At 73.5% G+C, this 23,401-nt stretch carries 23 protein-coding genes; 15 read left to right on the top strand and 8 right to left on the bottom strand.

The genetic code is table 11. The features are described 5' to 3' along the window. Nucleotides 1–78: 78 nt before the first annotated feature. The 8 genes from AB0411_RS11245 (at nucleotide 79) to AB0411_RS11280 (ending at nucleotide 6,557) form a co-directional block, all read left to right on the top strand. Nucleotides 79–687, top strand: a complete 609-nt coding sequence (locus tag AB0411_RS11245) for a TetR/AcrR family transcriptional regulator (protein WP_366417004.1) — start codon at nucleotides 79–81, stop codon at nucleotides 685–687. Nucleotides 688–989: 302 nt separating this feature from the next. Continuing rightward, complete coding sequence (locus AB0411_RS11250) at nucleotides 990–1,814, top strand: HipA family kinase (RefSeq protein ID WP_366417005.1); 825 nt, start codon at nucleotides 990–992, stop codon at nucleotides 1,812–1,814. Next, nucleotides 1,775–2,206, top strand: a complete 432-nt coding sequence (locus AB0411_RS11255; protein WP_366417007.1) for a DUF3037 domain-containing protein — start codon at nucleotides 1,775–1,777, stop codon at nucleotides 2,204–2,206. Before AB0411_RS11250 ends, AB0411_RS11255 begins: the two co-directional genes overlap by 40 nt. Nucleotides 2,207–2,459: 253 nt before the next feature. Then, nucleotides 2,460–3,221, top strand: coding sequence for a 3-oxoacyl-ACP reductase FabG (gene fabG / locus AB0411_RS11260; protein WP_366417008.1), 762 nt, complete (start codon nucleotides 2,460–2,462; stop codon nucleotides 3,219–3,221). A 29-nt stretch (nucleotides 3,222–3,250) separates the two neighbouring features. Beyond that, nucleotides 3,251–4,021, top strand: coding sequence for an SDR family oxidoreductase (locus AB0411_RS11265; RefSeq protein WP_366417009.1), 771 nt, complete (start codon nucleotides 3,251–3,253; stop codon nucleotides 4,019–4,021). A 121-nt stretch (nucleotides 4,022–4,142) separates the two neighbouring features. Further along, nucleotides 4,143–5,108: an aldo/keto reductase gene (locus AB0411_RS11270; protein ID WP_366417010.1), complete on the top strand. Its 966-nt coding sequence runs from the start codon at nucleotides 4,143–4,145 to the stop codon at nucleotides 5,106–5,108. Nucleotides 5,109–5,225: 117 nt separating this feature from the next. After that, complete coding sequence (locus tag AB0411_RS11275; protein WP_366417390.1) at nucleotides 5,226–5,894, top strand: uracil-DNA glycosylase; 669 nt, start codon at nucleotides 5,226–5,228, stop codon at nucleotides 5,892–5,894. 129 nt (nucleotides 5,895–6,023) lie between these two features. Then, nucleotides 6,024–6,557 (top strand): hypothetical protein, encoded by a 534-nt coding sequence (locus AB0411_RS11280; protein WP_366417391.1) that lies wholly within the window; start codon nucleotides 6,024–6,026, stop codon nucleotides 6,555–6,557. An 87-nt stretch (nucleotides 6,558–6,644) separates the two neighbouring features. On the opposite strand, the gene AB0411_RS11285 is transcribed toward AB0411_RS11280, so the two are convergent. Beyond that, nucleotides 6,645–7,280 carry a TetR/AcrR family transcriptional regulator gene (locus tag AB0411_RS11285; RefSeq protein ID WP_366417011.1) on the bottom strand — a complete coding sequence of 212 codons (636 nt, stop codon included), beginning with the start codon at nucleotides 7,278–7,280 and terminating at the stop codon, nucleotides 6,645–6,647. Between the two features lie 98 nt (nucleotides 7,281–7,378). Between AB0411_RS11285 and AB0411_RS11290 the strand changes: the two genes are divergently transcribed. Together AB0411_RS11290 and AB0411_RS11295 are read left to right on the top strand one after the other, a co-directional pair. Further along, nucleotides 7,379–8,653, top strand: coding sequence for an FAD-dependent monooxygenase (locus AB0411_RS11290; RefSeq protein WP_366417012.1), 1,275 nt, complete (start codon nucleotides 7,379–7,381; stop codon nucleotides 8,651–8,653). Further along, entirely contained in the window at nucleotides 8,650–9,558 is a 909-nt protein-coding gene (locus tag AB0411_RS11295; protein WP_366417013.1) for a Gfo/Idh/MocA family protein, read from the top strand. Before AB0411_RS11290 ends, AB0411_RS11295 begins: the two co-directional genes overlap by 4 nt. Here AB0411_RS11295 and lnt read toward each other — a convergent pair. From lnt to AB0411_RS11315, 4 genes are all read right to left on the bottom strand, one after another. Then, a complete protein-coding gene (gene lnt, locus AB0411_RS11300) occupies nucleotides 9,527–11,137 on the bottom strand; it encodes an apolipoprotein N-acyltransferase (RefSeq protein WP_366417014.1) in 1,611 nt (536 codons plus the stop codon). The two genes, AB0411_RS11295 and lnt, sit on opposite strands and share 32 nt — an antisense overlap. 118 nt (nucleotides 11,138–11,255) lie before the next feature. Further along, a complete protein-coding gene (locus tag AB0411_RS11305; RefSeq protein WP_366417015.1) occupies nucleotides 11,256–11,738 on the bottom strand; it encodes a nuclear transport factor 2 family protein in 483 nt (160 codons plus the stop codon). A gap of 61 nt (nucleotides 11,739–11,799) precedes the next feature. Continuing rightward, a complete protein-coding gene (locus AB0411_RS11310; protein ID WP_366417392.1) occupies nucleotides 11,800–13,743 on the bottom strand; it encodes an ABC transporter ATP-binding protein in 1,944 nt (647 codons plus the stop codon). Nucleotides 13,744–13,888: 145 nt separating this feature from the next. Beyond that, on the bottom strand, nucleotides 13,889–15,307 hold the full coding sequence (locus AB0411_RS11315) for a GAF domain-containing protein (protein ID WP_366417016.1): 1,419 nt from the start codon (nucleotides 15,305–15,307) through the stop codon (nucleotides 13,889–13,891). Between the two features lie 636 nt (nucleotides 15,308–15,943). Here AB0411_RS11315 and AB0411_RS11320 point away from each other — a divergent pair. Then, entirely contained in the window at nucleotides 15,944–16,342 is a 399-nt protein-coding gene (locus AB0411_RS11320) for an STAS domain-containing protein (RefSeq protein ID WP_366417017.1), read from the top strand. Nucleotides 16,343–16,395: 53 nt separating this feature from the next. Here AB0411_RS11320 and AB0411_RS11325 read toward each other — a convergent pair whose 3' ends face one another. From AB0411_RS11325 to AB0411_RS11335, 3 genes are all read right to left on the bottom strand, one after another. Continuing rightward, on the bottom strand, nucleotides 16,396–16,884 hold the full coding sequence (locus AB0411_RS11325) for a glutathione peroxidase (protein WP_366417018.1): 489 nt from the start codon (nucleotides 16,882–16,884) through the stop codon (nucleotides 16,396–16,398). After that, the gene (locus tag AB0411_RS11330; protein ID WP_366417019.1) at nucleotides 16,844–17,155 is read right to left on the bottom strand and encodes a hypothetical protein; all 312 of its coding nucleotides are present in this window, start codon (nucleotides 17,153–17,155) and stop codon (nucleotides 16,844–16,846) included. Before AB0411_RS11330 ends, AB0411_RS11325 begins: the two co-directional genes overlap by 41 nt. A 208-nt stretch (nucleotides 17,156–17,363) precedes the next feature. Continuing rightward, nucleotides 17,364–18,998, bottom strand: a complete 1,635-nt coding sequence (locus AB0411_RS11335; RefSeq protein ID WP_366417020.1) for an FAD-dependent oxidoreductase — start codon at nucleotides 18,996–18,998, stop codon at nucleotides 17,364–17,366. Between the two features lie 254 nt (nucleotides 18,999–19,252). On the opposite strand from AB0411_RS11335, the gene AB0411_RS11340 reads away from it, so the two are divergent. From AB0411_RS11340 to AB0411_RS11355, 4 genes are all read left to right on the top strand, one after another. After that, nucleotides 19,253–20,371, top strand: coding sequence for a SchA/CurD-like domain-containing protein (locus tag AB0411_RS11340; RefSeq protein ID WP_366417021.1), 1,119 nt, complete (start codon nucleotides 19,253–19,255; stop codon nucleotides 20,369–20,371). A 71-nt stretch (nucleotides 20,372–20,442) separates the two neighbouring features. Then, nucleotides 20,443–20,877 carry a cupin domain-containing protein gene (locus AB0411_RS11345; RefSeq protein WP_366417022.1) on the top strand — a complete coding sequence of 145 codons (435 nt, stop codon included), beginning with the start codon at nucleotides 20,443–20,445 and terminating at the stop codon, nucleotides 20,875–20,877. Further along, complete coding sequence (locus AB0411_RS11350) at nucleotides 20,874–22,142, top strand: beta-ketoacyl-[acyl-carrier-protein] synthase family protein (RefSeq protein WP_366417023.1); 1,269 nt, start codon at nucleotides 20,874–20,876, stop codon at nucleotides 22,140–22,142. Before AB0411_RS11345 ends, AB0411_RS11350 begins: the two co-directional genes overlap by 4 nt. Further along, nucleotides 22,139–23,389: a ketosynthase chain-length factor gene (locus AB0411_RS11355; RefSeq protein WP_366417024.1), complete on the top strand. Its 1,251-nt coding sequence runs from the start codon at nucleotides 22,139–22,141 to the stop codon at nucleotides 23,387–23,389. Before AB0411_RS11350 ends, AB0411_RS11355 begins: the two co-directional genes overlap by 4 nt. The last annotated feature ends 12 nt before the right edge of the window (nucleotides 23,390–23,401 follow it).

Genomic DNA, 23,401 nt, shown 5'->3' on the forward strand with positions numbered 1-23,401 from the left:
CGGGACTGGTGGGTACCGTAACATTGCCGCCAGGCGGGGCAACGCCCCGCCGGACCGACGAGGGGCCGTAGGGCGAGCATGGACAGGGTCAGCAGGCAGAGCAGGGTGGCCAAGTTGCCGCCCCGGGAGCGGATCCTTGACGCGGCGGAGGAGCTCTTCTCGCGTGAGGGGATCAAGGCGGTGGGCGTCCAGGCGATCGCCAACCGGGCCGAGACCACCAAGATGGCGCTGTACCGCCACTTCGCGACCAAGGACGCACTGGTCGAGGAATGGCTCCGCATCGTCGCGGCCGACTACACCGCTGCGTTCGACCAGGTGGAGGACGCACACCCCGACGAGCCCCGGGCGCAGATCCTGGGGATCGCCCGGTTCATCGCCGACGGACTGCCCGAGATCTCCCACCGGGGGTGTCCGTTCATCAACTCCGTGGCGGAACTGCCCGACCGCACCCACCCGGCGCGCCGGCTGATCGAGGCCCACAAGGCCGGCCAGGTGCGCCGGCTCGCCGACCTGTGCGCCCGGGCCGGTCTGCCCGATCCGGACGAGGCGGCCGCGGAGATCACCTTCGCCCTTGAAGGAGCCCAGGTGAGCACCCAGAACGGAAGCGTCGAGCGCGCGGGTGAGCGGCTCATGAGGATCGTCGAGGCTGTCCTCGACCGCCACTCGGCCCCCGGGGCCGCCCGGTGAAGGGGCGCGCCACGGAGTGATCACACGCGGGCGGCGCTCGGCCGGCCAGGGCCGGGCCTTCACGGATGTGCCGTCGGCAAGGCGGACGTCCACGCGGCGGTACATGTTCGAGCCGCCGAGCCTCCCCCGGGCCCTGGAGCCCGCGCAGACGGGCGGCGGGCGGGGCCCGGCTGAATGACGGGGCAGGATGGCCCTGTTCGGGGCCGGGGAACGGGTTCGGGCAGCACCGGCCGGTCCCCGGATCGCACCACGTTGGAGTTGACCATGAAGTGTAAGACGAACGGGCGACGGAGCCTTGGATCATGCTGAATGAAGTCATGGCGACCCGCTATGTCACGCCCCTGCGTGAGGGCGGGTCGCTGCCGGGGATCGTCGAGGGCGACGATCTCGGTACCTACATCATCAAGTTCACCGGTGCCGGGCAGGGGCGGAAGACGCTCGTTGCCGAGGTCATCTGCGGGGAGCTGGGGCGGCGGCTCGGGCTTCGGGTGCCGGAGCTGGTGCGGATGCAGCTCGATCCCGTCATCGGGCTGGGCGAGCCGGACCAGGAGGTCCAGGAGCTGCTGAAGGCCAGCGGGGGGCTCAACCTGGGGATGGACTACCTCCCCGGGTCGCTGGGCTTCGATCCGCTCGCCTTCGAGGTGAGTGCCCGCGAGGCGGGCCGGGTGGTGTGGTTCGACGCGCTGATCAACAACGTCGACCGGTCCTGGCGCAATCCCAACCTGCTGGTCTGGCACGGCGAACTGTGGCTGATCGACCATGGCGCGGCGATGATCTGGCACCACAACTGGCCGAGTGCGCCGCAGGCTTCGGCCCGGCCGTACAACGCCTCCGACCATGTGCTGGCCACCTTCGGGCCGGATGTCGCGGCGGCGGCCGAGGAGTTCGCGCCGTTGGTCACCGAGGAGCTGCTGACCGCGGTCGCGGCCGAGGTACCGGACGAGTGGCTGGCCGACGAGCCGGGCTTCGACTCCCCGGACGCGCTGCGCCGGGCGTATGTGAGCACGCTGCTGGCCCGCGCCCGGACGATCAGCGACCGGATCATCATCGGGGAGCCCACCGAGGACAAGCCCTCGCAGGCGCCGGAATGGCTGGCCGCCAGGCTGGTACGGAGGGCAGTGAAGTGACCGGTCTGCACAACGGGCGCGATGTCTTCGAGTACGCCCTGCTGAGGGTCGTTCCCCGGGTCGAGCGCGGCGAGATGATCAATGCGGGTGTGGTCGTGTACTGCCGTGCCCGGCGCTTCGTCGAGGCCAGGACCCATCTGGACGAGGCCCGGCTGCTGGCCCTGGACCCCACCGCCGATGTGGAGGGGGTGCGGGCCGCGCTCGGTGCCGTCGAGGGCGTCTGCCGGGGCGGCGAGCGCGCCGGACAGGCGGCGGGGGACGACGAGGGACGCCGGTTCCGCTGGCTGATGGCACCGCGCAGCACCATCGTCCAGCCGGGCCCGGTGCACACCGGGCTGACCGCCGACCCCACCGTCGAGGCCGAGCGGCTGCTGGATCTGCTGGTGCGCTGAGCGCGCACGGGAGCCCCGTTCAAGGCGCCCGGAACCGCCGAGGGGCGGCTCCGGGCGCTTCGTCGTGCGACGGGATTGCGCCAGGGGCCGCCCTGTCCCGCAGGTGAGGTGGGCAACGGCGCAGTGGTGGGACGTTGACAGCGCGTTGCCGGGCTTCTAGCGTCAGGCCTGCTCAGGGTACTAAGCGGTTGCTCACCCACGGGATCGGTGCGGCGGACCGCTTGTCGAGGTTTCGAGGGTGAGGAGAACCCGCATGTCCACCACCGAGCAGCGCGTTGCCATCGTGACGGGCGCGGCCCGCGGTATCGGCGCGGCCACCGCCGTCCGGCTGGCCGCCGAGGGCCGCGCCGTGGCCGTACTGGACCTCGACGAGGCGGCCTGCAAGGACACCGTCGAGAAGATCACCAAGGCCGGCGGCAAGGCGATCGCGGTCGGCTGTGACGTCGCGGACGCGGAGCAGGTGGAGGCGGCGGTCGCCCGGGTCGCCTCGGAGCTGGGTGCGCCGACCGTCCTCGTCAACAACGCCGGTGTGCTCCGCGACAACCTGCTGTTCAAGATGAGCGAGACCGACTGGGACACGGTCATGAACGTGCATCTGCGCGGTGCGTTCCTGATGTCCCGCGCCTGCCAGAAGCACATGGTGGACGCCAAGTTCGGCCGGATCGTGAACCTCTCCTCCAGCTCGGCGCTGGGCAACCGCGGGCAGGTCAACTACTCGGCGGCCAAGGCCGGTCTGCAGGGCTTCACCAAGACCCTCGCCATCGAGCTGGGCAAGTTCGGTGTCACCGCCAACGCCGTCGCGCCGGGCTTCATCGTCACGGACATGACCGCCGCCACCGCCGAGCGCGTCGGCATGGGCTTCGAGGAGTTCCAGGCCGCGGCCGCCACCCAGATCCCGGTGCAGCGCGTCGGCCGCCCCGAGGACATCGCCAACGCCATCGCGTTCTTCACCGGTGAGGCCGCCGGCTTCGTCTCCGGCCAGGTCATGTACGTCGCCGGCGGCCCGCTCAACTGACCGCCCCACCGACTCCAGGAGTACAGAACATGACCGAGCAGGACAGCGGGCTCCCCGAGCTCTCCGGCAAGGTGGCGCTGGTCACCGGCGCCAGCCGCGGTATCGGCTACGGCATCGCCGAGGCCCTGGTGGCCCGCGGCGACCGGGTCGTGATCACCGGCCGCAACGAGGACGCCCTCAAGGAGGCCGCCGAGAAGCTGGGCGCCGACCGGGTGCTCGGCGTCGCCGGCAAGGCCCACGACGAGGCCCACCAGGCCGTCGCCGTCGAGCGCGCGATGGAGACCTTCGGCCGGGTCGACTACCTCGTCAACAACGCCGGAACGAACCCGGTGTTCGGCCCCATCGCCGACCTCGACCTGGGCGTGGCGCGCAAGGTGTTCGAGACCAATGTCGTCTCCGCGCTCGGCTTCGCGCAGCGCACCTGGCACGCCTGGCAGAAGGACAACGGCGGCGCCATCGTCAACATCGCCTCGATCGCCGGCCTCGCGCCCTCGCCGTTCATCGGCGCGTACGGGATGAGCAAGGCCGCGATGGTGAATCTGACGCTGCAGCTCGCCCACGAGTTCGCGCCGGGCGTGCGGGTCAACTCCATCGCGCCCGCGGTGGTGAAGACCAAGTTCGCGGCCGCGCTCTACGAGAACCGCGAGGAGGAGGCGGCGGCCGGCTACCCGCTGGCGCGGCTCGGCGTCCCGGAGGACATCGGCGGGGCCGCGGCCTTCCTGCTGTCCGACGCCTCGGGCTGGATCACCGGCCAGTCGCTGGTCGTCGACGGCGGTCTGTTCCTCAACGCCGGGGTCTGACGGCACCGGGCGGGCCCGCGCGGCCTTGCCCTGGTGTGCACTCCAAGAGGCAGAGTGCGTGGTGCCGGTCCCTCTCGGGGCCGGCACCACGCGCGTGGGCGACCTGTCAGGGAGGCATGCCATGCACTACCGCACGCTCGGCGGTGATCAAGGGCCCCGTATCAGCGCCGTCTGCCTCGGGACGCTGCCCTTCGGCACCACCGTCGACGCACCGACCGCGTTCGCGATCCTGGACCGGTTCGCCGAGGCCGGCGGCACCTTCGTCGACACGGCGAACCACTACGCCTGCTGGGTCCCGGGCGCGCGCGGCGACGAGAGCGAGCTGCTGCTCGGCCGCTGGCTGCGCAGCCGGGACGCGGCCGGGCGCACGGTCGTGGCCACCGCGGTGGGCGCCCGCCCGGACCCGGCCCGGGGCGGAGGCTGGCCCGCGAACGCCGAGGGGCTGGGCCGCCCGGCCGTACGCGCCGGCATCGAGGGCAGTCTGCGCCGCCTGGGCACCGACCGGGTGGACCTCCTCTACGCGCACTGCGACGACCGCGGCGTGCGGCTGGACGACACCGTCGAGGCGCTGGCCGGCCTCGTCCGGGACGGCACCGTGGGCAGCCTGGGGGCCGGAGACTTCCGGACCTGGCGGCTCGCCGAGGCCCGGCGGACCGCCGCCGGGCGCGGGCTGCCCGGCTTCCGCGCCGTACAGCGGCGGCACACCTACCTGCGGCCGCGACGGGGCCTGACCCGGGACTGCGGGGTGGAGGCCGACGAGGAGCTCCTCGACTACGCGGCGGCGCACCCCGACCTGACGCCGCTCGGCTATGGGACGCTGATGGGAGGGGCCTACTCCCGTGCCGACCGGCCGCTGCCGGAGCGCTACGACCATCCCGGCTCGGTGGTGCGGCTGCGGGTGCTGGCGGAGGTCGCGGCGGAGTGCGGGGCCACCGTGAACCAGGTGGTGCTGTCCTGGCTGATGGGCGGCCCGGTGCCGGTGGTGCCGGTGCTCGGGGTGAGCTCCCCGGCGCAGTTGGACGAGGCCCTGGCGGCGCTCGACCTGCGGCTGGACCCCGTCCAGCGCGCCCGGCTCGACACCGCCTGAGACCGGCCGCCCGCTGGGCCGGGGCCCCGGCCCGTGGATCGCGTTGTCAGTGGTCGCCGGTAGGTTCTTCGACGGAGAACGCAACGCACACCGGAGGTTGTTGACGTGGTGACCGAGATGCTGCCCGAGTCCTGGCGCGGGGTCCTCGGCGAGGAGTGGGAGAAGCCCTATTTCAGGGAGCTCACCGACTTCGTCGAGAAGGAGCGGGCGAACGGGCCGGTCTACCCGCCCCGTGAGGAGGTCTTCGCGGCGCTGGAGGCGACGCCGTACGACCAGGTGAAGGTGCTCATCCTGGGCCAGGACCCGTACCACGGCGCCGGGCAGGGCCACGGCCTGTGCTTCTCCGTGCAGCCCGGCGTCAAGACGCCGCCGTCGCTGCGGAACATCTACAAGGAGATGAAGGAGGAGCTGGGCCACCCGGTCCCCGACAACGGTTACCTGATGCCCTGGGCCCGGCAGGGCGTGCTGCTGCTGAACGCCGTCCTCACGGTCCGCGAGGCCGAGCCCAATTCGCACAAGGGCAAGGGCTGGGAGAAGGTCACCGACGCGGTGATCCGCGCCGTGGCCTCCCGGCCCGACCCGGCGGTCTTCGTGCTCTGGGGGAACTACGCCAAGAAGAAGCTGCCGCTGATCGACGAGGAACGGCACGCGGTGGTGCAGGGCGCGCACCCCTCCCCGCTGTCGGCGAAGAAGTTCTTCGGCTCCCGCCCCTTCACCCAGATCAACGCGGCGGTCGCCGCACAGGGCCATGCCCCGATCGACTGGCGCATCCCTGACCTGGGCTGAGCCCGCGGGCCCGTCGGACGCCGGGCCCCACCACCCGGTGCGTCGCGCACACCGCGCGCAGGTTCCCTCCGGCGGTTAGCGTCGAGGGAACGGCAGCTGCCGTGGTGAACGGATACGGAGTGCACGGTGGTGGACGAGCGGCGGGAGGCGACACCCGAGGACGGGGTGCTGACCCGGATCGGCCAGGCGATCATGTTGCATCGCGCGGGCGACCGGGAGGAGGCACGCAACCGTCTCTCGGCGCTGTGGCACGAGATCGGGCCGCAGGGAGACGCCTTCCACCGCTGCACTCTCGCCCACTACATGGCCGACACCCAGGACGACCCCAGGGACGAACTCGACTGGGACCTCAGGGCCCTGGAGGCCGCCGAGGGCTTCGTCACCGAGCGGCCCCCGGCCGCCGCCGTGCCCCAGGAGCCCAAGGTCGCCGACGGCCCAGGGCCCCGCCACCCCCTCATCGCCCTCCGGGCGTTCTTCCCCTCGCTGCATCTCAACATCGCCGCCGACTACGCCGCCCTGGACCGACCGGCCGATGCCCGCGCCCAGCTCCGCCGCGCCCGGGCCTCGGCCAACGCCCTCGCCGACGGCGAGTACCGCCAGGGGCTCCGGGACGCCATCGACCGGCTGCAGCTGCGGCTCGACGGCATCGCAGGCGCACGCTAGCCCGGGGCTGCCCGGCGACAGCGCCCGCGCACCGCATGGCGCCGCAGGTCACCTCGCGCCGCGGCGCACGCCGTGCCGCGGCTCACCTCACCGCCGCAGCATCCCGTCGAGCAGCTCCGTGCAGGACATGCGCAGCGCCTCGCGGGTCGGTACGGCCGCATGGAACTGTCCCGCCGTGCAGGAGAACAGCACCCCGTCGCACCATGCGACCACGCCGAGCGCATGCCGCTCGGGATCCGGCGAGCCGGCCGCCGCCAGCATCGCCACCACCGGCTCCCGGAAGGCCCGCCCGGCACGGTCGTAGACCGCCCGCAGCTCGGACCTGCGGGTCGCTTCCAGGGCCAGTTCGTAGCGCGCGACGAGCAGCTCGCGGTGCCGGGTCAACGAGCGGTGCAGGGCCAGGGAGAGTGCCTCGGCCACCGCCGCCACGGCGTCGTCCGGCCGCGGGGCGGGCCCGGCCCCCTCCGCCGGAATCCCCGGCATCTCCCGCGGCGTCAGCACCGCCGCCTCCCGCTCGGCCAGTCGCCGTACCGCCGTCTCCAGCAGGGCCGCACGGGTGCGGGCGACGTTCGAGGTGGAGCCCTGCGGCAGCCCGGCCGCCTCGTCCACCGCGCGGTGGGTCAGCCCGCGCATCCCGCGCTCGGCGAGCAGGGTCAGCGCCGTATCGGCGACCAGTTCACGGCGCGGGGCGGGCGCCGGGGCACGGTCACTGCGGGAGTTCATACCGGGAGCCTAACGCGCCGACTACGGGTGTAGTGTCAGTGGCCAACCGGCAACTACGCCTGTAGTGACACGGGAGTGGTCACACCAGGGGAGGCATGATGCGGCAGCGCACCGCGCTCGTGATCGGCGGCGGTATCGGCGGGCTCACCGCCGCGGCGGCACTGCACCGCGGCGGCTGGACGGTCACCGTCCTGGAGCGCGCCGCCACGGCGGAGCCGGACTCCGGGGCCGGGCAACGGGCGGGGAGCGGCGCGGGCATCGCCCTCGCCCCCAACGCCCAGCGCGCCCTGGACACCCTCGGCGCGGGCGACGCCGTACGGGCCATGGCCGCCTGGCGGACCACCGGAGAGATCCGCCTCCCCGGCGGCCGCCGGCTGGCGCGCACCGACCACGCCGCGGCCGCCCGGCGCTTCGGCGGCCCGGTCGTGGTCGCCCACCGCGCGGAGGTGTGGTCCCTGCTCGCCGCCCGGCTGCCCGACGGCGCGGTCCGCACCGGGGCCCGGGCCGCACTCGTCGACGCGGGCGACCCGGGAGCGCCGCACCGCCCGGCGCGCGTACGGATCACCGGCCCGGCGGACGGCGGCGAGGAGCTGACCGCGGACCTCGTCGTCGCCGCCGACGGCATCCACTCCGCCGTCCGCCGCACGCTCTTCCCCGGCCACCCCGCGCCCCGCTACGCCGGCTTCACCGCCTGGCGCTTCGTCGTCCCCGCCCCCGACGGCGTCCGCGACGCGCACGAGACCTGGGGCCGCGGCAGCCTGTGGGGCACCGTGCCGCTGTCCGGCGGGCGGATCTACGCCTACGCCACCGCGGCCGTACCGCCGGGCGGCCGGGCCGCCGACGACGAGCGGGCGGAGCTGCTGCGCCGCTTCGGCACCTGGCACCACCCCGTTCCCGCCCTCCTCGCCGCGGCGGACCCGGCGGCGGTGCTCCGCAACGACGTGTACACCGCGGCCGCCGCGCCGCCCGCCTTCCACCGGGGCCGCGTCGCCCTGCTCGGCGACGCCGTCCACCCGATGGCCCCCAACCTCGGACAGGGCGGCTGCCAGGCCATCGAGGACGCCGTCGTGCTGGCGCACCTGGCCGCGCCGGACGCCGACCTGGGCGCCGCGCTCGCCGCGTACACCCGGCAGCGGCTGCCGCACACCATGGACGTGGTCCGCCGATCCGCGCGGATCGGCCGGCTCACCACCTGGCGCTCGCGGCCGGCCTGCGCCCTGCGCGCCGTCCTGATGGCGGTCACCGCCCGCCTCGCACCGGATCTGATGCTGCGGCCCCTGGACGGGATCGCCGACCGGCGGCCGCCGGCCGGCACGTATGCTTCCGGCACGCGAGGCACCAGGACCGCGGCACAACCCAAGGAGCACGAGTGAAGGTCGGCTGCATCGGACTCGGCGACATCGCCCAGAAGGCGTACCTCCCCGTACTGGGCACCCAGCCGGGCCTGGAACTGCATCTGCACACCCGCACCCCGGCCACCCTGCAGCGCGTCGGCGCCGTCCACCGGCTGAGCGCGGAACAGCTCCACCAGGACCTCGACTCGCTGCTCGCCACCGGACTGGACGCGGCGTTCGTGCACGCCGCCACCGCCGCCCACCCCGAGATCGTGACCCGGCTGATCGAGGCCGGCGTACCGACCTACGTCGACAAGCCGCTCTCCTACGAACTCGCCGCGTCCCAGCGCCTCGTCGCCCTCGCCGCGGACCGCGGGGTGGGCCTCGCCGTCGGCTTCAACCGCCGCTTCGCGCCCGCCTACGCCCAGTGCCGCGAGCACGCCCGCGACCTGATCCTGATGCAGAAGAACCGCATCGGCCTGCCCGAGGACCCGCGCACGCTCGTCCTGGACGACTTCATCCACGTCGTCGACACCCTGCGGTTCCTGGTCCCCGGCGAGGTCGACCACATCGATGTGCGCGCCCGGATCCGCAACGGGCTGATGCAGCACGTGGTGCTCCAGCTCTCCGGCGACGGCTTCACCGCCATCGGCACCATGAACCGCCTCAGCGGTTCCGCGGAGGAGACCCTCGACGTCTCCGGGCAGGACACCAGGCGCCAGGTCGTCAACCTCGCCGAGGTCATCGACCACAAGGGGCAGCCGAGCATCCGGCGCCGCGGCGACTGGGTGCCGGTCGCCCGGCAGCGCGGGATCGAGCAGATCGTGCTGGCGTTCCTGGACGACGTGCGGGCCGGGCGGCAGCCGTCCGCCGAGGACGCGCTGCGCACCCACGAACTGTGCGAACGGGTGGTCACCGACGCCCTCGCGCAGGCCGCCTGCTGAGCGCCCGCAGCCCCGCACCCGCCCCGGCGAGCACCAGCGCACCGATCGCCCCGTAGACCGCCCAGTCGCCGAACCGGGTGTACGGGCTGGTGCCCCCGGCCAGCGGCAGGTCGTAGACCGCCACCGCGCTGCGGTCGGTGCCCAGCCGCTCGCCGACCGGCTCGCCCCGGGGGCCGTACACCGCGCTGATGCCGGTGAGCGTGGCGTGCACCATCGGCCGCCAGGTCTCCGCGGCGCGCAGCGCGGCCAGGGACGCATGCTGGGCCGGCGCCCAGCTGTCCTGGAAGGTCGAGGTCGAGGACTGGGCGACCAGCACCCGCGCACCGTCGCGCACCAGGTGGCGGCTCATGTCGGGGAAGGCGGTCTCGAAGCACACCAGCGGCCCGATGCGCAGTCCGTCCGCGGTGGCCACCGGCATCACCACCGGGCGGGTGCCGCGCACCCGGTCGCTGGTGGCCGCCTTGCCCACCCGCGTGGCCCAGCCCAGCACCGAACGGAACGGTATGTACTCGCCGAAGGGCACCAGCCGCATCTTGGCGTAGCGGTCCCCGGTCGGCCCGTCCGGCCCGATCAGCACCGCGCTCTTGGAGATGCCCGGCCGCCCGGCGTGCGGAGAGTCGGCGTTGACCAGCAGCTCGGCGCCGGTCCGCCGGGAGAGGGCGGCGAGGCGGGCGGCCAGCGCCGGGTGGTCCGCCGGATCCTTGTAGAGGCTGCTCTCGCCCCAGACGACCAGGCGCACCCCGCGGCCCGCCAGCGACCGGGTGAGGGCCTCGCTGCGGGCCAGGCGCGCCGAGGGGGTGCCGGTCGGGCCGGGCTGGACGACCGCGACCCGCACCGTGCCCGTGGTGCGGGGGACCGGCGCCCGGAACCAGGCCGCGGTGACGGCCAGCGCGCACACCAGCAGCCCGGCGACGGCGGGCAGCCGGGCCGCCGGGCGGGCGATCAGCTCGGCCACCGCGGTGTTCACGGCCACGATCAGCAGGCTCAGCAGCCACACCCCGCCGAGCGACGCCAGCCGCAGCGCGGGCGGCACCTGCCACTGGCTGGCGCCGAGCAGCCCCCAGGGGCCGCCCAAGTACTCCCAGGACCGGACCAGTTCGACCATCAGCCAGCCCGACGGCACCAGCACCAGCGCGGCGGCGTGGCGCCGGCCCGTTTTCGTCCGCCGTCCGCCGGCAGGGGCAGCTCCGTGCGCCGCCCGGCCGGGCCCCTCGCGCGCCGCCCCGCTCGCCGTGGGCGCGTTCCCCAGCAGCGCACGCACCAGCACTCCCCAGGGCGCCCACAGCGCACCGAGCAGCAGGGCGAGCACGAGGATGAAGACGTGCAGGCTCGGCAGCAGCCACTGGTGGACGGCCAGTATGAAGCCGGTGCCGCCCAGCCAGCCGTCCAGCGCCGCCCGCCGGACGGTCGGTGCCGACCGCACCAGCAGCAGCCAGGGCACCAGTGCGACATACGCCAGCCACCACCACGCGGGCGAGGGAAAGGCGAGCGCGGGCACCGCGCCGGCGAGCACGGCGGCCGCCCCTCGGCCCCAGGGGGAGCCGAGCCACCGCGTCCGGCGGACGGACGGTCTGTCCATGCGGCCTCCCTGCTGGTGGTCCCGGCCGGTCGGAGGGCCAGTGTGCGCGGCCGGGGCGAGCGGCGGAAGAGGAGTCGCCGCAACGGCCGAACCGGGCGCCGGCGGCCGGCGGAGGTGGTCACTCACCGCCGCACCACACCTCACGCCACTTCTCGTGGACGACGACGCCGGTCAGCCGCCAGCCGTCGGCGGTGCGCCGGGCGGTGAACTCGTAGCGGCCGCCGCAGGTGTAGTTGGGGGCGGTCGGGCCGCCCTCGTCCTCCGTCGCGGGGCCGGCGAGCCGCATCGGGTTGAGGTAGTCGGCCCGGACCGTGGCCGTGTCCCCGGGGGCGCCGTCCCGGCGGGCGAGGGTGATGCGGCGGTTGACGATCAGATGCTGCCGCATCTCGAAGTTCCGCAGCATGTCGCCGAGCCAGGCGGCGATCTCCGCCACGCCGCCCTCGATGCCGCCCGCGGAGCGGTAGTCGGCCCGGCCGTCCGGGGTGAACAGGGCCTGGTAGCCGGGCCAGTCCCCGTCGTCCACGGCGATCGCGTACCCGGTGACCAGATCGTCGAGGGCGAGGCGGTCCATGACAGTGGAGTGTTCCGCGCGCTGCGTCATCACCTCAGTTTTCGGCATACGGAAGGCCCCCGCCAAGAGGCGGGGGCCTTCCGGCGCGGCGTCAGTTCACCAGCGCCGAATCCGGCACGGCATCCGGGCCGGCCTCCGCGCGCCGGGCCGCCACCGCGGTCTCCCGCCGGTCCTCCTCGTCGGTGAACTGCGTCCGGTACAGCTCGGCGTAGCGCCCGTCGGCGGCCAGCAGCGTCTCGTGCGTCCCGCGCTCGACGATGTGCCCCTCCTCGACCACCAGGATCAGGTCCGCGGCCCGTACGGTCGACAGGCGGTGGGCGATGACCAGCGCGGTACGGCCCTCCAGCGCCTCGGTCAGCGCCTCCTGCACCGCCGCCTCGGAGGTGTTGTCCAGATGGGCGGTGGCCTCGTCGAGGATCACCACCCGGGGCTGGGCGAGCAGCAGCCGGGCGATGGTCAGCCGCTGCCGTTCGCCGCCCGAGAGCCGGTAGCCCCGCTCGCCCACGACGGTGTCCAGCCCGTCGGGGAGCGCGGTGATCAGGTCTTCCAGGCGCGCCCGGCGCAGCGCGTCCCACAGCTCCTGCTCGGTCGCCTCCGGCCCGGCCAGCAGCAGGTTGGCGCGGATCGTGTCGTGGAAGAGGTGCCCGTCCTGGGTGACCATCCCGAGGGCGTCGCGCAGCGAGGCGGCGGTCAGCTCACGGACGTCCACGCCGGACAGCCGGACCGCGCCGGAGTCGGTGTCGTACAGCCGCGGCAGCAGCTGGGCCACGGTCGACTTGCCGGCGCCCGAGGAGCCGACCAGGGCGATCATCTGGCCGGGTTCGGCGCGGAAGGAGATGCCGTGCAGGACCTCCTCGCCGCCCCGGGTGTCGAGGGTGGCGACCTCCTCCAGGGAGGCCAGCGAGACCTTGTCCGCGGCCGGGTAGGCGAAGCGGACCGCGTCGAACTCCACGGACACCGGGCCGTCGGGGACCGCGCGGGCGTCCGGCTTCTCGGTGATCAGCGGTTCGAGGTCGAGCACCTCGAAGACCCGCTCGAAGCTGACCAGCGCGCTCATCACCTCGATATGGGCACCGGACAGCGCGGTCAGCGGGGCGTAGAGCCGGGTGAGCAGCAGGGCCAGCGAGACGATCGCGCCGGCCTCCAGCTGTCCGCGCAGCGCGAGGAAGCCGCCCAGCCCGTAGACGACGGCCAGCGCCAGGGCGGAGACGAGGGTGAGGGCGGTGACGAAGTACGTCTGGACCATGGCCGAGCGGACCCCGATGTCGCGCACCCGGCGGGCCCGGACGGCGAACTCGGCGGACTCGTGGGCCGGGCGGCCCATCAGCTTGACGAGGGTGGCGCCGGGGGCGGAGAACCGCTCGGTCATCTGGGTGCCCATCGCCGCGTTGTGGTCGGCGCCCTCCCGGCGCAGCGCGGCCAGCCGCCGGCCGACCCGGCGCGCGGGCAGGACGAACACCGGCAGCAGCACCAGCGCGATCAGGGTGATCTGCCAGGACAGACCGAGCATCACCACGAGGGTCAGCAGCAGCGTCACGATATTGCTGACGACCCCGGACAGGGTGTCGCTGAAGGCCCGCTGGGCGCCGATCACATCGTTGTTGAGGCGGCTGACCAGCGCTCCGGTGCGGGTGCGGGTGAAGAAGGCGACGGGCATCCGCTGGACGTGGTCGTACACCGTCGTCCGCAGGTCCAGGATCAGCCCCTCACCGATGCTCGCGGACAGCCAGCGGGTCACCAGCCCCAGCACCGCCTCGGCGACCGCGATCACCGCGATCAGGCCGGACAGCCTGATGACGAGGGACGCCGAGCCGCCGCCCACGATCGCGTCCACCACCCGGCCCGCCAGCAGCGGGGTGGCCACCGCGAGCATCGCGGTGGCCGTGCTCAGCACGAGGAACCACACCAGGCGACGGCGGTGCGGGCGGGCGAATGCCGTGATGCGGCGCAGGGTGCCGCGGGAGAAGCGGCGTTTGCCCTGCTGCGCGGTCATCGTGCTGTGCAGCGCGTGCCAGGCGGTGACTTCCATGTCCATCGTGGCCTCCAGGTGCCGGGTCCTCACGGGATCGCCGTGCGTGCCCGGCGACATAGCAGGAACGTAGGACCTCAACCAATGTTGAGGTCAAGTGAATCCCGTGGCATCACCCGACAGAGCATGCCGGACCTGGCCGGGCGGCGGATCAGGCGCCGGGCCCGCCGCGGAGCGGACGCTCCCAGACCACCGGCGGGACGTCGTCGTCGGGGCGGGCCACCGTCAGCCGGATGCCCGGCCGGCCACCGGGGGGCGGGACGGTGAGGTCCACGGCGATCTCCACCCGGGTCGGCTGCGGCCGCGCCGAGGCCGCGGCGGTCACCGTCGCCAGCGCCTCGCCGAGCGCGGCCAGCAGCTCACGCGCGCCCATGTCGTCGACCCGGGTGTCGACCGGTCCGGTGAAGCGCACCGACGGCCGGGTGCCGAGCGCCGCGGTGACCGCGGCGGCCTCCCGCAGGACGCGGGTGCGCAGCCCCGGCGGCGCCTCGGACGGCCCCTGCTGCAGCGCGATGATCGCCGTTCTGATCTCCTGGATCGTGGCGTCCAGCTCGTCGACCGCCCGGCCCACCCCGTCCCGTACCTCCGGCAGCACGGCCTTGCGCCGGGCGGTCTCCAGCAGCATCCCGGTGGCGAACAGCCGCTGGATGACCAGATCGTGCAGGTCGCGGGCGATCCGGTCGCGGTCCTCGAAGACGGCCAGCCGCTCGCGGTCACGGTGCCGGTCGGCCAGCACGAGCGCCACCGCGGCCTGGGCGGCGAACTGGGTCCCCAGGGTCCGCTCGGTGTGGCTGAAGCGGCGGTCGCCGGCTATCCGGCACAGCGCGAGGGCGCCCAGCACCCGTCCGTTGCTGCGCAGCGGCAGCAGCATCGTCGGGCCGTAGTGGCGCGACATCGGGGAGATCGACCTGGGGTCGTCGGCGAAGTCGTCGGAGAAGACCGCGAGGCCGGCGTGTATCTGGTGGACGACCGGGCTCTCCGGCGGAATCCGGCCGCGGTGGGCCTCGGCCCGTACGGTCTCGGGGAGCACGGTGGAGAGCGCCACGACCTCCATCCCGCCCCCGGCGTGCGGCAACAGGACCGCGCCGGTCGCCGCCTCGGCCAGCTCCCGGCCCTTCTCCGCGACGACGGTCAGGGCGTCCCTGGTCGACGAGCCGGTCTCGGGCCCGGCCAGCAGGGCCGTGGTGACGGACGCCGCGCCGTCGATCCAGCGCCGGCGCTGCCGGGCGGCACCGTGCATCCGGGCATTGCTCAGCGCGATCCCGGCCTCGGTGGCCAGCACCCGCACCAGGTGCAGATCCGTGTCGCCGAACCCCTCGGGGCCGTCCTTCCCCGCGACGTACAGCGTGCCGAACAGCTCTCCCTGTACCTGGATCGGCACCTCCAGGCAGCCCCCGGCGGGCGGCTCGCCCTCGGGGGAGGGGCCGTGGGTGACCGGCCCACCTGGGCCGTCGCCGGCCTCGTCGCGGAGGCCGACGGCGGCATGGCGGGCACCGGTCAGGGAGGCGGCGGTCTCGGCGATACGGCCCAGGGCGCGGCGCAGATCGTGGTCGGAGCCGACCGCCACCATCGCCTCCAGCAGCTGCGGAAGCCGGGAGATCGGCCCACCGGCCAGCTCGCGCAGGCTCTGCGCGGTGCGCTCGGGGAGCTCTCCCGCGGGATCCGACGGCTTCAGGGCACACCTCTCACTTTCCGGACGGTCCAGACAGTCTAATTCGCCCGAAAGAGTGGCATTAGGGGCCCCCGGGGTGCGGATCCGGAAGAGGCGCCCCGGAGGTGATCATCGCGCCGGCCGGGCGCGGGGGCCGGGGTGTCGCGGTCGGGCCGGCGGCCGTCGGGGCGGGTCGCCGGTGCCGGCCCGGCCGCCGTCGGTGACCGCCCCGGGTGGGGCCGTGGTCATCTATCTCGGCCACGCCCCCGAGGGGCGACTTTGAGACAACCTGAAGCTGGGGCGTGCGCCGGGACTTTGAGGGCGCGGTCGGCGGGTAAGCCGTAGTCAACTACGGGCACAGCAGCAGAAACACAGGGACACGGACAGCACGCCACCGCACCACCGACGACCCGGAAACGGGCCGAACCGCCCGGATCGCGCCGGGCGCCCCCCACACCTTCCGAACATCTCCGCCGCAGACGCGTGGCCATATCCCGCGCCTCGGCACGAAAGTGGGCCGGGCCGATGGATGAAGGTCAGTACTACCCGAGACTCGTGGGACCCAGCCGCGCCGCGGGAGGCACGACCGTGCTGGAACTCCGCGGTGAGCTGGACATTCTCGCCGTGTCGGTGCTGTCCGACCGGCTCGACGAGATCACCGGCACACAGGGCGCCGACCTCGTGGTCGACGTACGCGCGGTCACGTTCATCGACTGCGCCGGGCTGTCCCTGCTCAGCCGCGCCCGCTTCCGGACCCGGCAGCGGGGCGGCCGGATGCGGCTGGCCGGTGTCTCCGGCGGCGGGAGCGTCGCCCGGCTGCTGCGGATGACCGGCCTGGCCGGCAGCTTCGAGATCATGTCCGACGACACCGGCGGCGGCGACGACACGGACGCGGCCGCCGGATCGTCCGGACCGGCCGGGGTCGCGGACCCCGCGGGCACCGCCGTCGCCTGACCCGCCCCGCCCCGCCCCACCGCCGCCCGGCCGGTCCGCCGGGGCATCGGAACTCAGGCCGGCAGGGCCGCCTCGATGGCGGTGATCAGTTCCCCGGCCTCCGGCTCGGTGCGCGGCCGGAAGCGGCCCGCGACCTGGCCCTGGGCATCGATCAGGAACTTCTCGAAGTTCCACTGGACGTCGCCGGCCGCCCCTTCGGCGTCCTCGGTGCCGGTCAGCGCCGCGTACAGCGGGTGCCGGTCCTCGCCGTTGACATCGGTCTTCTCGAACAGCGGGAAGCTCACGCCGTACGACGCCGAGCAGAAGGTGGCGATCTCCTCGGCGGTGCCGGGCTCCTGGCCCGCGAACTGGTTGCTGGGGAAGCCCAGCACACTGAAACCACGGTCCCCGTAGCGCTGCTGCAGCCGCTCCAGGCCCGAGTACTGCGGGGTCAGCCCGCATTTGGACGCCACGTTCACCACCAGCAGGGCCTTGCCCCGGTAGTCGGCGAGCGAAGCGGGCTCACCGGTCAGGGTGCGCAGGGGGATGTCGTACAGGCTCACGGGCATGCTCCTCGTCACGGGTCCGCGGATACGGACGGCCATCATCCGTGCCAACCGCGCCGCCCGTCCCGATCTTCCCCGGATCGTCGACCGGCCAGGACACGACCGGCCGGATCTCGCCCGAGCGCCACTCCTTGAGCAGCTGGTCGAAGATCGGCGTCTCCTCCTGGGCCGGGCGGCGCGCCTGCGGGGCGGGGGGCGGCAGGGCCGGCGGCTGGTGGGGGAGGGCGATGCGCCGAAAGGGGTGGGAGGCGGGCTTCTTGGCGTCCATGCCCGGACTCAACCGGAAATCGGCCCCCGAGTTGCGGGACGCGGCCGGGGCGGCCCCGAGATGCCCCTGCGGTGGTGACGGGCAGAAGATACGTTCGCGCGTGACACAGGGACCGGCGGATGTCCCACCGGTCCCTCGTCATCGGCAGCGCCGTGTCACCTCGCGCCGGCCCCCGGCCGTGTGACCGGCACCGGGCGCGGCGGGCGGATCAGCTCCGGCACAGCAGCGCGCTGAGGACCTGCCGCAGCGCCGCCTCGGGGTCGGCCACCCGGCCCCCGGCCCGCCACGCCACGAAGCCGTCGGGGCGCACCAGCACCGCGCCCTCGGACGTCGTCCCGTGCTTCTCGGCCCAGTCGACGCCGTCCTCGGGCACCAGATCGTCGTTCGGCCCGGTGCCGACCTGATAGCAGTCCAGCTTGAGGGAGAACTGCTCGACGGCGCCCTTGGCGGCGGTCCGCCACATCTCGCCCTCGGAGCCGGTCAGCAGGACGAACGACCTCTCGTACAGATCGAGGGTCGAGCGCCGCTCGCCGCCGGCCCGCACCCACATGTGCGGGGCGCGGGTGCCCGGCTCGCCCGTCAGCCGCATCTGGTCGGGCACCACCGGCAATCCGGGGTCGGCGCCGACGACCGCGCCCTGCGGGTAGCAGTACCCCAGGGCGACGGTGAGCACCCCGCGCTGCCGGCCACCGCCCGCGCCGGGAGCGGGGGAGTAGCCCGGGTGGCTGTGCTCGGCCGAGCGCGCCGAGGCGCGGGCGCTGGTCTCCTGCGCCACCGGCTGCCGCTCCGCCTCGTAGGTCGCCAGCAGCTCCGGGCCCGCCGAGCCGTTGAGCACGGCGGCGAGCTTCCAGGCGAGGTTGTGGGCGTCCTGGATGCCGGTGTTGGAGCCGAACGCCCCGGTGGGGGACATCTCGTGGGCCGAGTCGCCGGCGAGGAAGACCCGGCCGGCCGCGTACCGCTCGGCGACCCGCTCGGCGGCGTGCCACGGGGCCTTGCCGGTGATCTCAACTGCCATGTCCGGTACGCCCGTTGCCCGGCGGATGTGCTCGATGCACCGCTCGTCGGTGAAGTCCTCCAGGGTCTCGCCCGTCTCGGGGTGCCATGGGGCGTGGAAGACCCAGTCCGCCTTGTTGTCGACCGGCAGCAGCGCGCCGTCGGCCTCGGGGTCGGTCAAGTAGCAGGCGATGAAGCGGCGGTCGCCCACGACGTCGGCGAGCTGCGGCGCGCGGAAGGTGATGCTCACGTTGTGGAACAGGTCGCCGGGGCCCGTCTGGCCGATGCCCAGCCGCTCGCGGACCGGGCTGCGGGGACCGTCGGCGGCGATGAGGTAGTCCGCGTGCACGGTGGTGAGCTCGCCGGTCTCCCGGTTCTTCAGCGTCGCGCGCACTCCCTGCGCGTCCTGCTCGAAGGAGCTCAGCTCGGTGGAGAACCGCAGGTCACCGCCGTGCTCGCGGGCACAGCGCACCAGGACGGGCTCCAGGTCGTTCTGGCTGCACAGGCACCAGGCGGACGGGCTGATGCGGGCGAGTCCGCCGCCCGGGTCGATCTCCTTGAACAGCCACTCCTGGTCGTCGCCGGTGAGTGAACGGGCCTGCAGGATCCCGTGGTTGTCGGCCAGGATCGACGCGGCCTCGCGGATCCGCGCCTCCGCTTCGGCCACCCGGAACAGCTCCATGGTGCGGACGTTGTTGCCCCGCCCGCGCGGGTGGCGGGAGGTGTCCGCGTGCTTCTCGACCAGCAGGTGTCTGACACCCAGGCGCCCCAGGAACAGCGACGCGGACAGGCCGACCAGGGACCCGCCCACGACGAGTACCGGCACCCGGTCTTCGACGGTGGGATTCATTGCGTGCTCCAGCTCCAGGGACGCTTACGGCAGATGGAGCACGAATGCCCGGCTGAGGACCTGTTCGATCACGGTTCACCTGCATGGCTCACACATCTCGCGCCACCCGTGGGTCCCGGCCACGATCGAATCCGGGACGCCCCCCGGAACACCCGGAAAGGGCCGCCCCCACCATCCGGCTCAGTCCCCCGGATCGCACCGGAACTGACGACGCACCACTGGGGCCATCGGGCCCCGAAGGAGATGCGTAGACGATGACAACGCTGTCGGAACGAATATCCCAGTCGGCCTTCGACGGCTCCCGGCTGCGGGTCGTCCTGCTGCTGGACCTCCACGAAGGAGCCCAGCAGGACTTCCTCGAAGCCTACGAGCACCTGCGCAACCAGGTCGCGTCCGTTCCCGGACACATCACCGACCAGCTGTGCCAGTCCATCGAGAACCCCTCCCAGTGGCTCATCACCAGTGAATGGGAGAGCGCACCGCCCTTCCTGGCCTGGGTCAACAGCGAGGAACACGTCAAGATGGTCCAGCCGCTGCACGGCTGTGTCCGTGACACCCGGTCGCTGCGCTTCAGCGTCCTGCGCGAGACCTCGAACGTCGCCCGCCTCGCGCCCGAGCCTCCCAAGGGCCGCCTGCAGGCCAACCCCCGCGTCGGCGACGGGGTGGTCCGGCACGCGCTGACCTTCACCGTGAAGCCGGGCAGCGAATCGATGGTCGCGGACATCCTCGCCGGGTACACCTCCCCGGAGGCCCGGGTCGACGACACCACCCGGCTCCGCCGCACCTCTCTGTTCATGCACGGCAACCGCGTCGTGCGCGCCGTCGAGGTGCAGGGCGACCTCGTCGCGGCACTGCGGCACATCTCCCAGCAGCCCGAGGTCAGGGCCGTCGAGGAGGCCATCAACCCGTACCTGGAGCAGGACCGCGACCTGAGCGACCCGAACTCCGCGCGGGTGTTCTTCACCCGGGCCGCGCTGCCCGCCGTGCACCACGTCGCCTCGGGCGGACAGCAGCCCGACGGCATCAAGCGGCATGCGCTGTTCTACCCGGCCAAGGAAGGGTGCGGCATGACGCTGGCCCAGATGCTCGCCCGCCAGGACGAGCTGGCCGCGGACGATCCGGCGTGCCCCATCGCCGGCAGCACCATCTTCCAGCGCGACGACGTGGTCGTCCGGCTCATCGATCTGCGGATCCCGATCGAGAGCGACCCGGTGCTGGCGCTGGGCGTGCGCGGTCCCCGCAAGACGGCCGTGCTGCGGCGTCTGCTCGACACCGATGTGGCCGGCGGTCTGTCCAACGACCGCGAGCTCGCGCGCTTCCTGGAGCGCGCCGACATGGCCCTCATCACGGACCGCCGGGCACCGGGCGCCTGACTGCGCGCCCGGCCGCAGCAGGCCCCTCCCCCTCATCCACCCCCGGCCCCACGCCCTTGGAGGAAGCAGCCATGACCACGCACCGCCCACGCATCGTGGACCTCAGCGAGACCCAGCCCAACCGCCGGCGCGGAGGTGATCTGCGCGCCATGCTGACACCCAGCGAGGTGGGCGCCACGAGCGGCTTCATGGGCATGGCACTCGTGCAGCCCGGCGAGCGCATCGGCGAGCACTACCACCCCTACTCCGAGGAGTTCGTGTACGTCGTCCAAGGCGCGCTCGAAGTGGACCTCGACGGGGAACCGCACCCGCTGCGCCCGGACCAGGGGCTGCTGATCCCCCCGTACATGCGGCACCGTTTCCGCAATGTCGGGGACGTGGAGGCCCGGATGGTCTTCCACCTCGGTCCGCTCGCCCCGCGCCCGGAGCTCGGACACGTCGACACCGAGGACACCGAGGAGAGCACACCGGCCGCACCACCGGAACGCGCGGAGCCGGTGTCATGACCCGCCGTGTGGCGGTCACCGGCGTCGGGATCGTCGCTCCGGGCGGTGTGGGTGTGCCCGCCTTCTGGGACCTGCTGTCCGCAGGCCGCACGGCGACCCGCGGCATCACCCTCTTCGACCCGGAGGGGTTCCGCTCGCGCATCGCCGCCGAGTGCGACTTCGACCCCGCGGCACACGGGCTGAGCGAGGAGCAGGTGGCCCGCTCGGACCGGTACATCCAGTTCGCGATGGTCGCCGCCGACGAGGCGCTGCGCGACGCCGGCCTGGACACGGAGACCGAGGACCCCTGGCGCATCGGGGTGTCCCTGGGCACCGCGGTCGGCGGCACCACGCGCCTGGAGCACGACTACGTCGCCGTCAGCAACCACGGTGCCCGGTGGGACGTCGACCACCGGCCCGCCGGCCGGTACCTGGAGCGGGCGTTCTCCCCGAGTTCGCTCGCCTCCGCGGTGGCGGAGCAGATCGGCGCCCACGGCCCGGTGCAGACCGTCTCGACGGGCTGCACCTCCGGCCTCGACGCCATCGGTTACGCCTTCCAGTCCATCGAGGAGGGCCGGGTCGACGTGTGCATCGCCGGCGCCTCCGACTCACCGATCTCCCCCATCACCGTGGCCTGCTTCGACGCGATCAAGGCGACCTCGGCGAACAACGACGATCCGGCACACGCCTCCCGTCCGTTCGACGCCCACCGCGACGGATTCGTGATGGGGGAGGGCGGCGCCGTGCTCGTCCTGGAGGAGCTGGAACACGCCCGCGCCCGCGGCGCGACGATCCACTGCGAGATACGCGGCTACGCCACCTTCGGCAACGCGTACCACATGACCGGTCTCACCCAGGAGGGCCTGGAGATGGCCGAGGCGATCAACCGCGCCCTCGGCCACGCCAGGATCGACGCCACCCAGGTGGACTACGTCAATGCGCACGGCTCGGGCACCCAGCAGAACGACCGGCACGAGACGGCCGCGGTCAAGCGGTCGCTCGGTGCGCACGCCCGCAAGATCCCGATGAGTTCCATCAAATCCATGGTGGGCCATTCGCTCGGGGCGATCGGCGCGATCGAGATCGTGGCCTGTGTGCTGGCACTCACCCACCAAGTGGTGCCGCCCACGGCCAATTACGAGACTCCGGACCCGGAGTGCGACCTCGACTACGTGCCCAAGACGGCCCGGAAGCTGCCGCTGCGTTCGGTGCTCTCGGTCGGCAGCGGCTTCGGTGGATTCCAGTCAGCGGTGGTACTGACCCGACAGGGTGGGAGGGCATCATGAGCTCCCCGGAAACACGTCGTTCCGTCGTCACCGGCATGGGTGTCATCGCCCCCAACGGGGTGAGCACCGAGACCTTCTGGAAGGCGACGGTCGAGGGCATCAGCGTCCTCGACCGCGTCACCCGTGAGGGGTGCGAGCACCTTCCGCTCAAGGTCGCCGGCGAGGTCCGCGGGTTCGATCCGGCGGATCTGATCGAGGAGCGCTACCTCGTCCAGACGGACCGGTTCACCCATTTCGCCATGGCGGCGGCCAACCTCGCGCTGGACGACGCCCGGCTCGGCCGTGCCGACTACAACGACTCACCGTTCGCGGTGGGCGTCGTCACGGCCGCCGGATCGGGCGGCGGCGAGTTCGGCCAGCGGGAGCTGCAACGGCTCTGGGGCCAGGGCTCCCGCCACGTCGGCCCGTACCAGTCGATCGCCTGGTTCTACGCGGCGAGCACCGGTCAGATCTCCATCCGCGGCGGCTTCAAGGGGCCGTGCGGAGTCGTGGCCAGTGACGAGGCGGGCGGTCTGGACGCCCTGGCGCACGCCGCCCGCACCATTCGGCGCGGCACCGATGCCGTCGTCGTGGGCGCCGCCGAGGCGCCCCTGGCCCCCTACTCGGTCGTCTGCCAGCTCGGCTACGACGATCTGAGCAAGCTCGAGGATCCGGCCCGCGCCTACCGGCCGTTCACCAGCGGCGCCTGCGGGTTCGTGCCCGCCGAGGGCGGCGCGATGCTGATCGTCGAGGAAGAGGCGGCGGCCGTGGCCCGCGGGGCCAGCGTCCGGGCCGTACTGGCCGGGCACGCCGCCACCTTCACCGGAGCCTCCCTGTGGGAGGCGTCCCGGGAGGGGCTCGCCCATGCCATCCGCGGCGCACTGGCGGATGCGCGGTGTGCCCCGGAGGAGATCGATGTGGTGTTCGCGGACGCGCTCGGCGTCCCCGCGGCCGACCGGGCCGAGGCGCTGGCGATCGCGGACGCCCTGGGCCGGCACGCCTCGCAGGTCCCGGTGACGGCACCCAAGACCGGCACCGGGCGGGCGTACTGCGGCGCCCCCGTCCTGGACACCGCGGCCGCGGTGCTCTCGATGGAGCAGGGCGTCGTGCCGCCCACCCCCAACGTCGTCGACGTCTGCCACGACCTTGACGTGGTGACCGGGCGGGCCCGCCCCGCCGAGTTGCGGACGGCGCTGGTGCTGAGCCGGGGACTGATGGGCTCGAACGCGGCGATGGTGCTGCGCAAGGGCTCCCCGTCCCCCTCGTGAGAAGGAGAACTG

The sequence above is a fragment of the Streptomyces angustmyceticus genome (assembly GCF_040701845.1).
Lineage (GTDB): Bacteria > Actinomycetota > Actinomycetes > Streptomycetales > Streptomycetaceae > Streptomyces > Streptomyces angustmyceticus_A.

Excerpts from the sequence above, each read along its gene's own strand:
- AB0411_RS11245 (WP_366417004.1), top strand. The coding sequence starts at position 79 with ATGGACAGGGTCAGCAGGCAGAGCAGGGTGGCCAAGTTGCCGCCCCGG.
- AB0411_RS11250 (WP_366417005.1), top strand. The coding sequence starts at position 990 with ATGCTGAATGAAGTCATGGCGACCCGCTATGTCACGCCCCTGCGTGAG.
- AB0411_RS11255 (WP_366417007.1), top strand. The coding sequence starts at position 1,775 with ATGGCTGGCCGCCAGGCTGGTACGGAGGGCAGTGAAGTGACCGGTCTG.
- fabG (WP_366417008.1), top strand. The coding sequence starts at position 2,460 with ATGTCCACCACCGAGCAGCGCGTTGCCATCGTGACGGGCGCGGCCCGC.
- AB0411_RS11265 (WP_366417009.1), top strand. The coding sequence starts at position 3,251 with ATGACCGAGCAGGACAGCGGGCTCCCCGAGCTCTCCGGCAAGGTGGCG.
- AB0411_RS11270 (WP_366417010.1), top strand. The coding sequence starts at position 4,143 with ATGCACTACCGCACGCTCGGCGGTGATCAAGGGCCCCGTATCAGCGCC.
- AB0411_RS11275 (WP_366417390.1), top strand. The coding sequence starts at position 5,226 with ATGCTGCCCGAGTCCTGGCGCGGGGTCCTCGGCGAGGAGTGGGAGAAG.
- AB0411_RS11285 (WP_366417011.1), bottom strand. The coding sequence starts at position 7,280 with ATGAACTCCCGCAGTGACCGTGCCCCGGCGCCCGCCCCGCGCCGTGAA.
- AB0411_RS11290 (WP_366417012.1), top strand. The coding sequence starts at position 7,379 with ATGCGGCAGCGCACCGCGCTCGTGATCGGCGGCGGTATCGGCGGGCTC.
- lnt (WP_366417014.1), bottom strand. The coding sequence starts at position 11,137 with ATGGACAGACCGTCCGTCCGCCGGACGCGGTGGCTCGGCTCCCCCTGG.
- AB0411_RS11305 (WP_366417015.1), bottom strand. The coding sequence starts at position 11,738 with ATGACGCAGCGCGCGGAACACTCCACTGTCATGGACCGCCTCGCCCTC.
- AB0411_RS11310 (WP_366417392.1), bottom strand. The coding sequence starts at position 13,743 with ATGGACATGGAAGTCACCGCCTGGCACGCGCTGCACAGCACGATGACC.
- AB0411_RS11315 (WP_366417016.1), bottom strand. The coding sequence starts at position 15,307 with ATGGTGGCGGTCGGCTCCGACCACGATCTGCGCCGCGCCCTGGGCCGT.
- AB0411_RS11330 (WP_366417019.1), bottom strand. The coding sequence starts at position 17,155 with ATGGACGCCAAGAAGCCCGCCTCCCACCCCTTTCGGCGCATCGCCCTC.
- AB0411_RS11335 (WP_366417020.1), bottom strand. The coding sequence starts at position 18,998 with ATGAATCCCACCGTCGAAGACCGGGTGCCGGTACTCGTCGTGGGCGGG.
- AB0411_RS11340 (WP_366417021.1), top strand. The coding sequence starts at position 19,253 with ATGACAACGCTGTCGGAACGAATATCCCAGTCGGCCTTCGACGGCTCC.
- AB0411_RS11345 (WP_366417022.1), top strand. The coding sequence starts at position 20,443 with ATGACCACGCACCGCCCACGCATCGTGGACCTCAGCGAGACCCAGCCC.
- AB0411_RS11350 (WP_366417023.1), top strand. The coding sequence starts at position 20,874 with ATGACCCGCCGTGTGGCGGTCACCGGCGTCGGGATCGTCGCTCCGGGC.
- AB0411_RS11355 (WP_366417024.1), top strand. The coding sequence starts at position 22,139 with ATGAGCTCCCCGGAAACACGTCGTTCCGTCGTCACCGGCATGGGTGTC.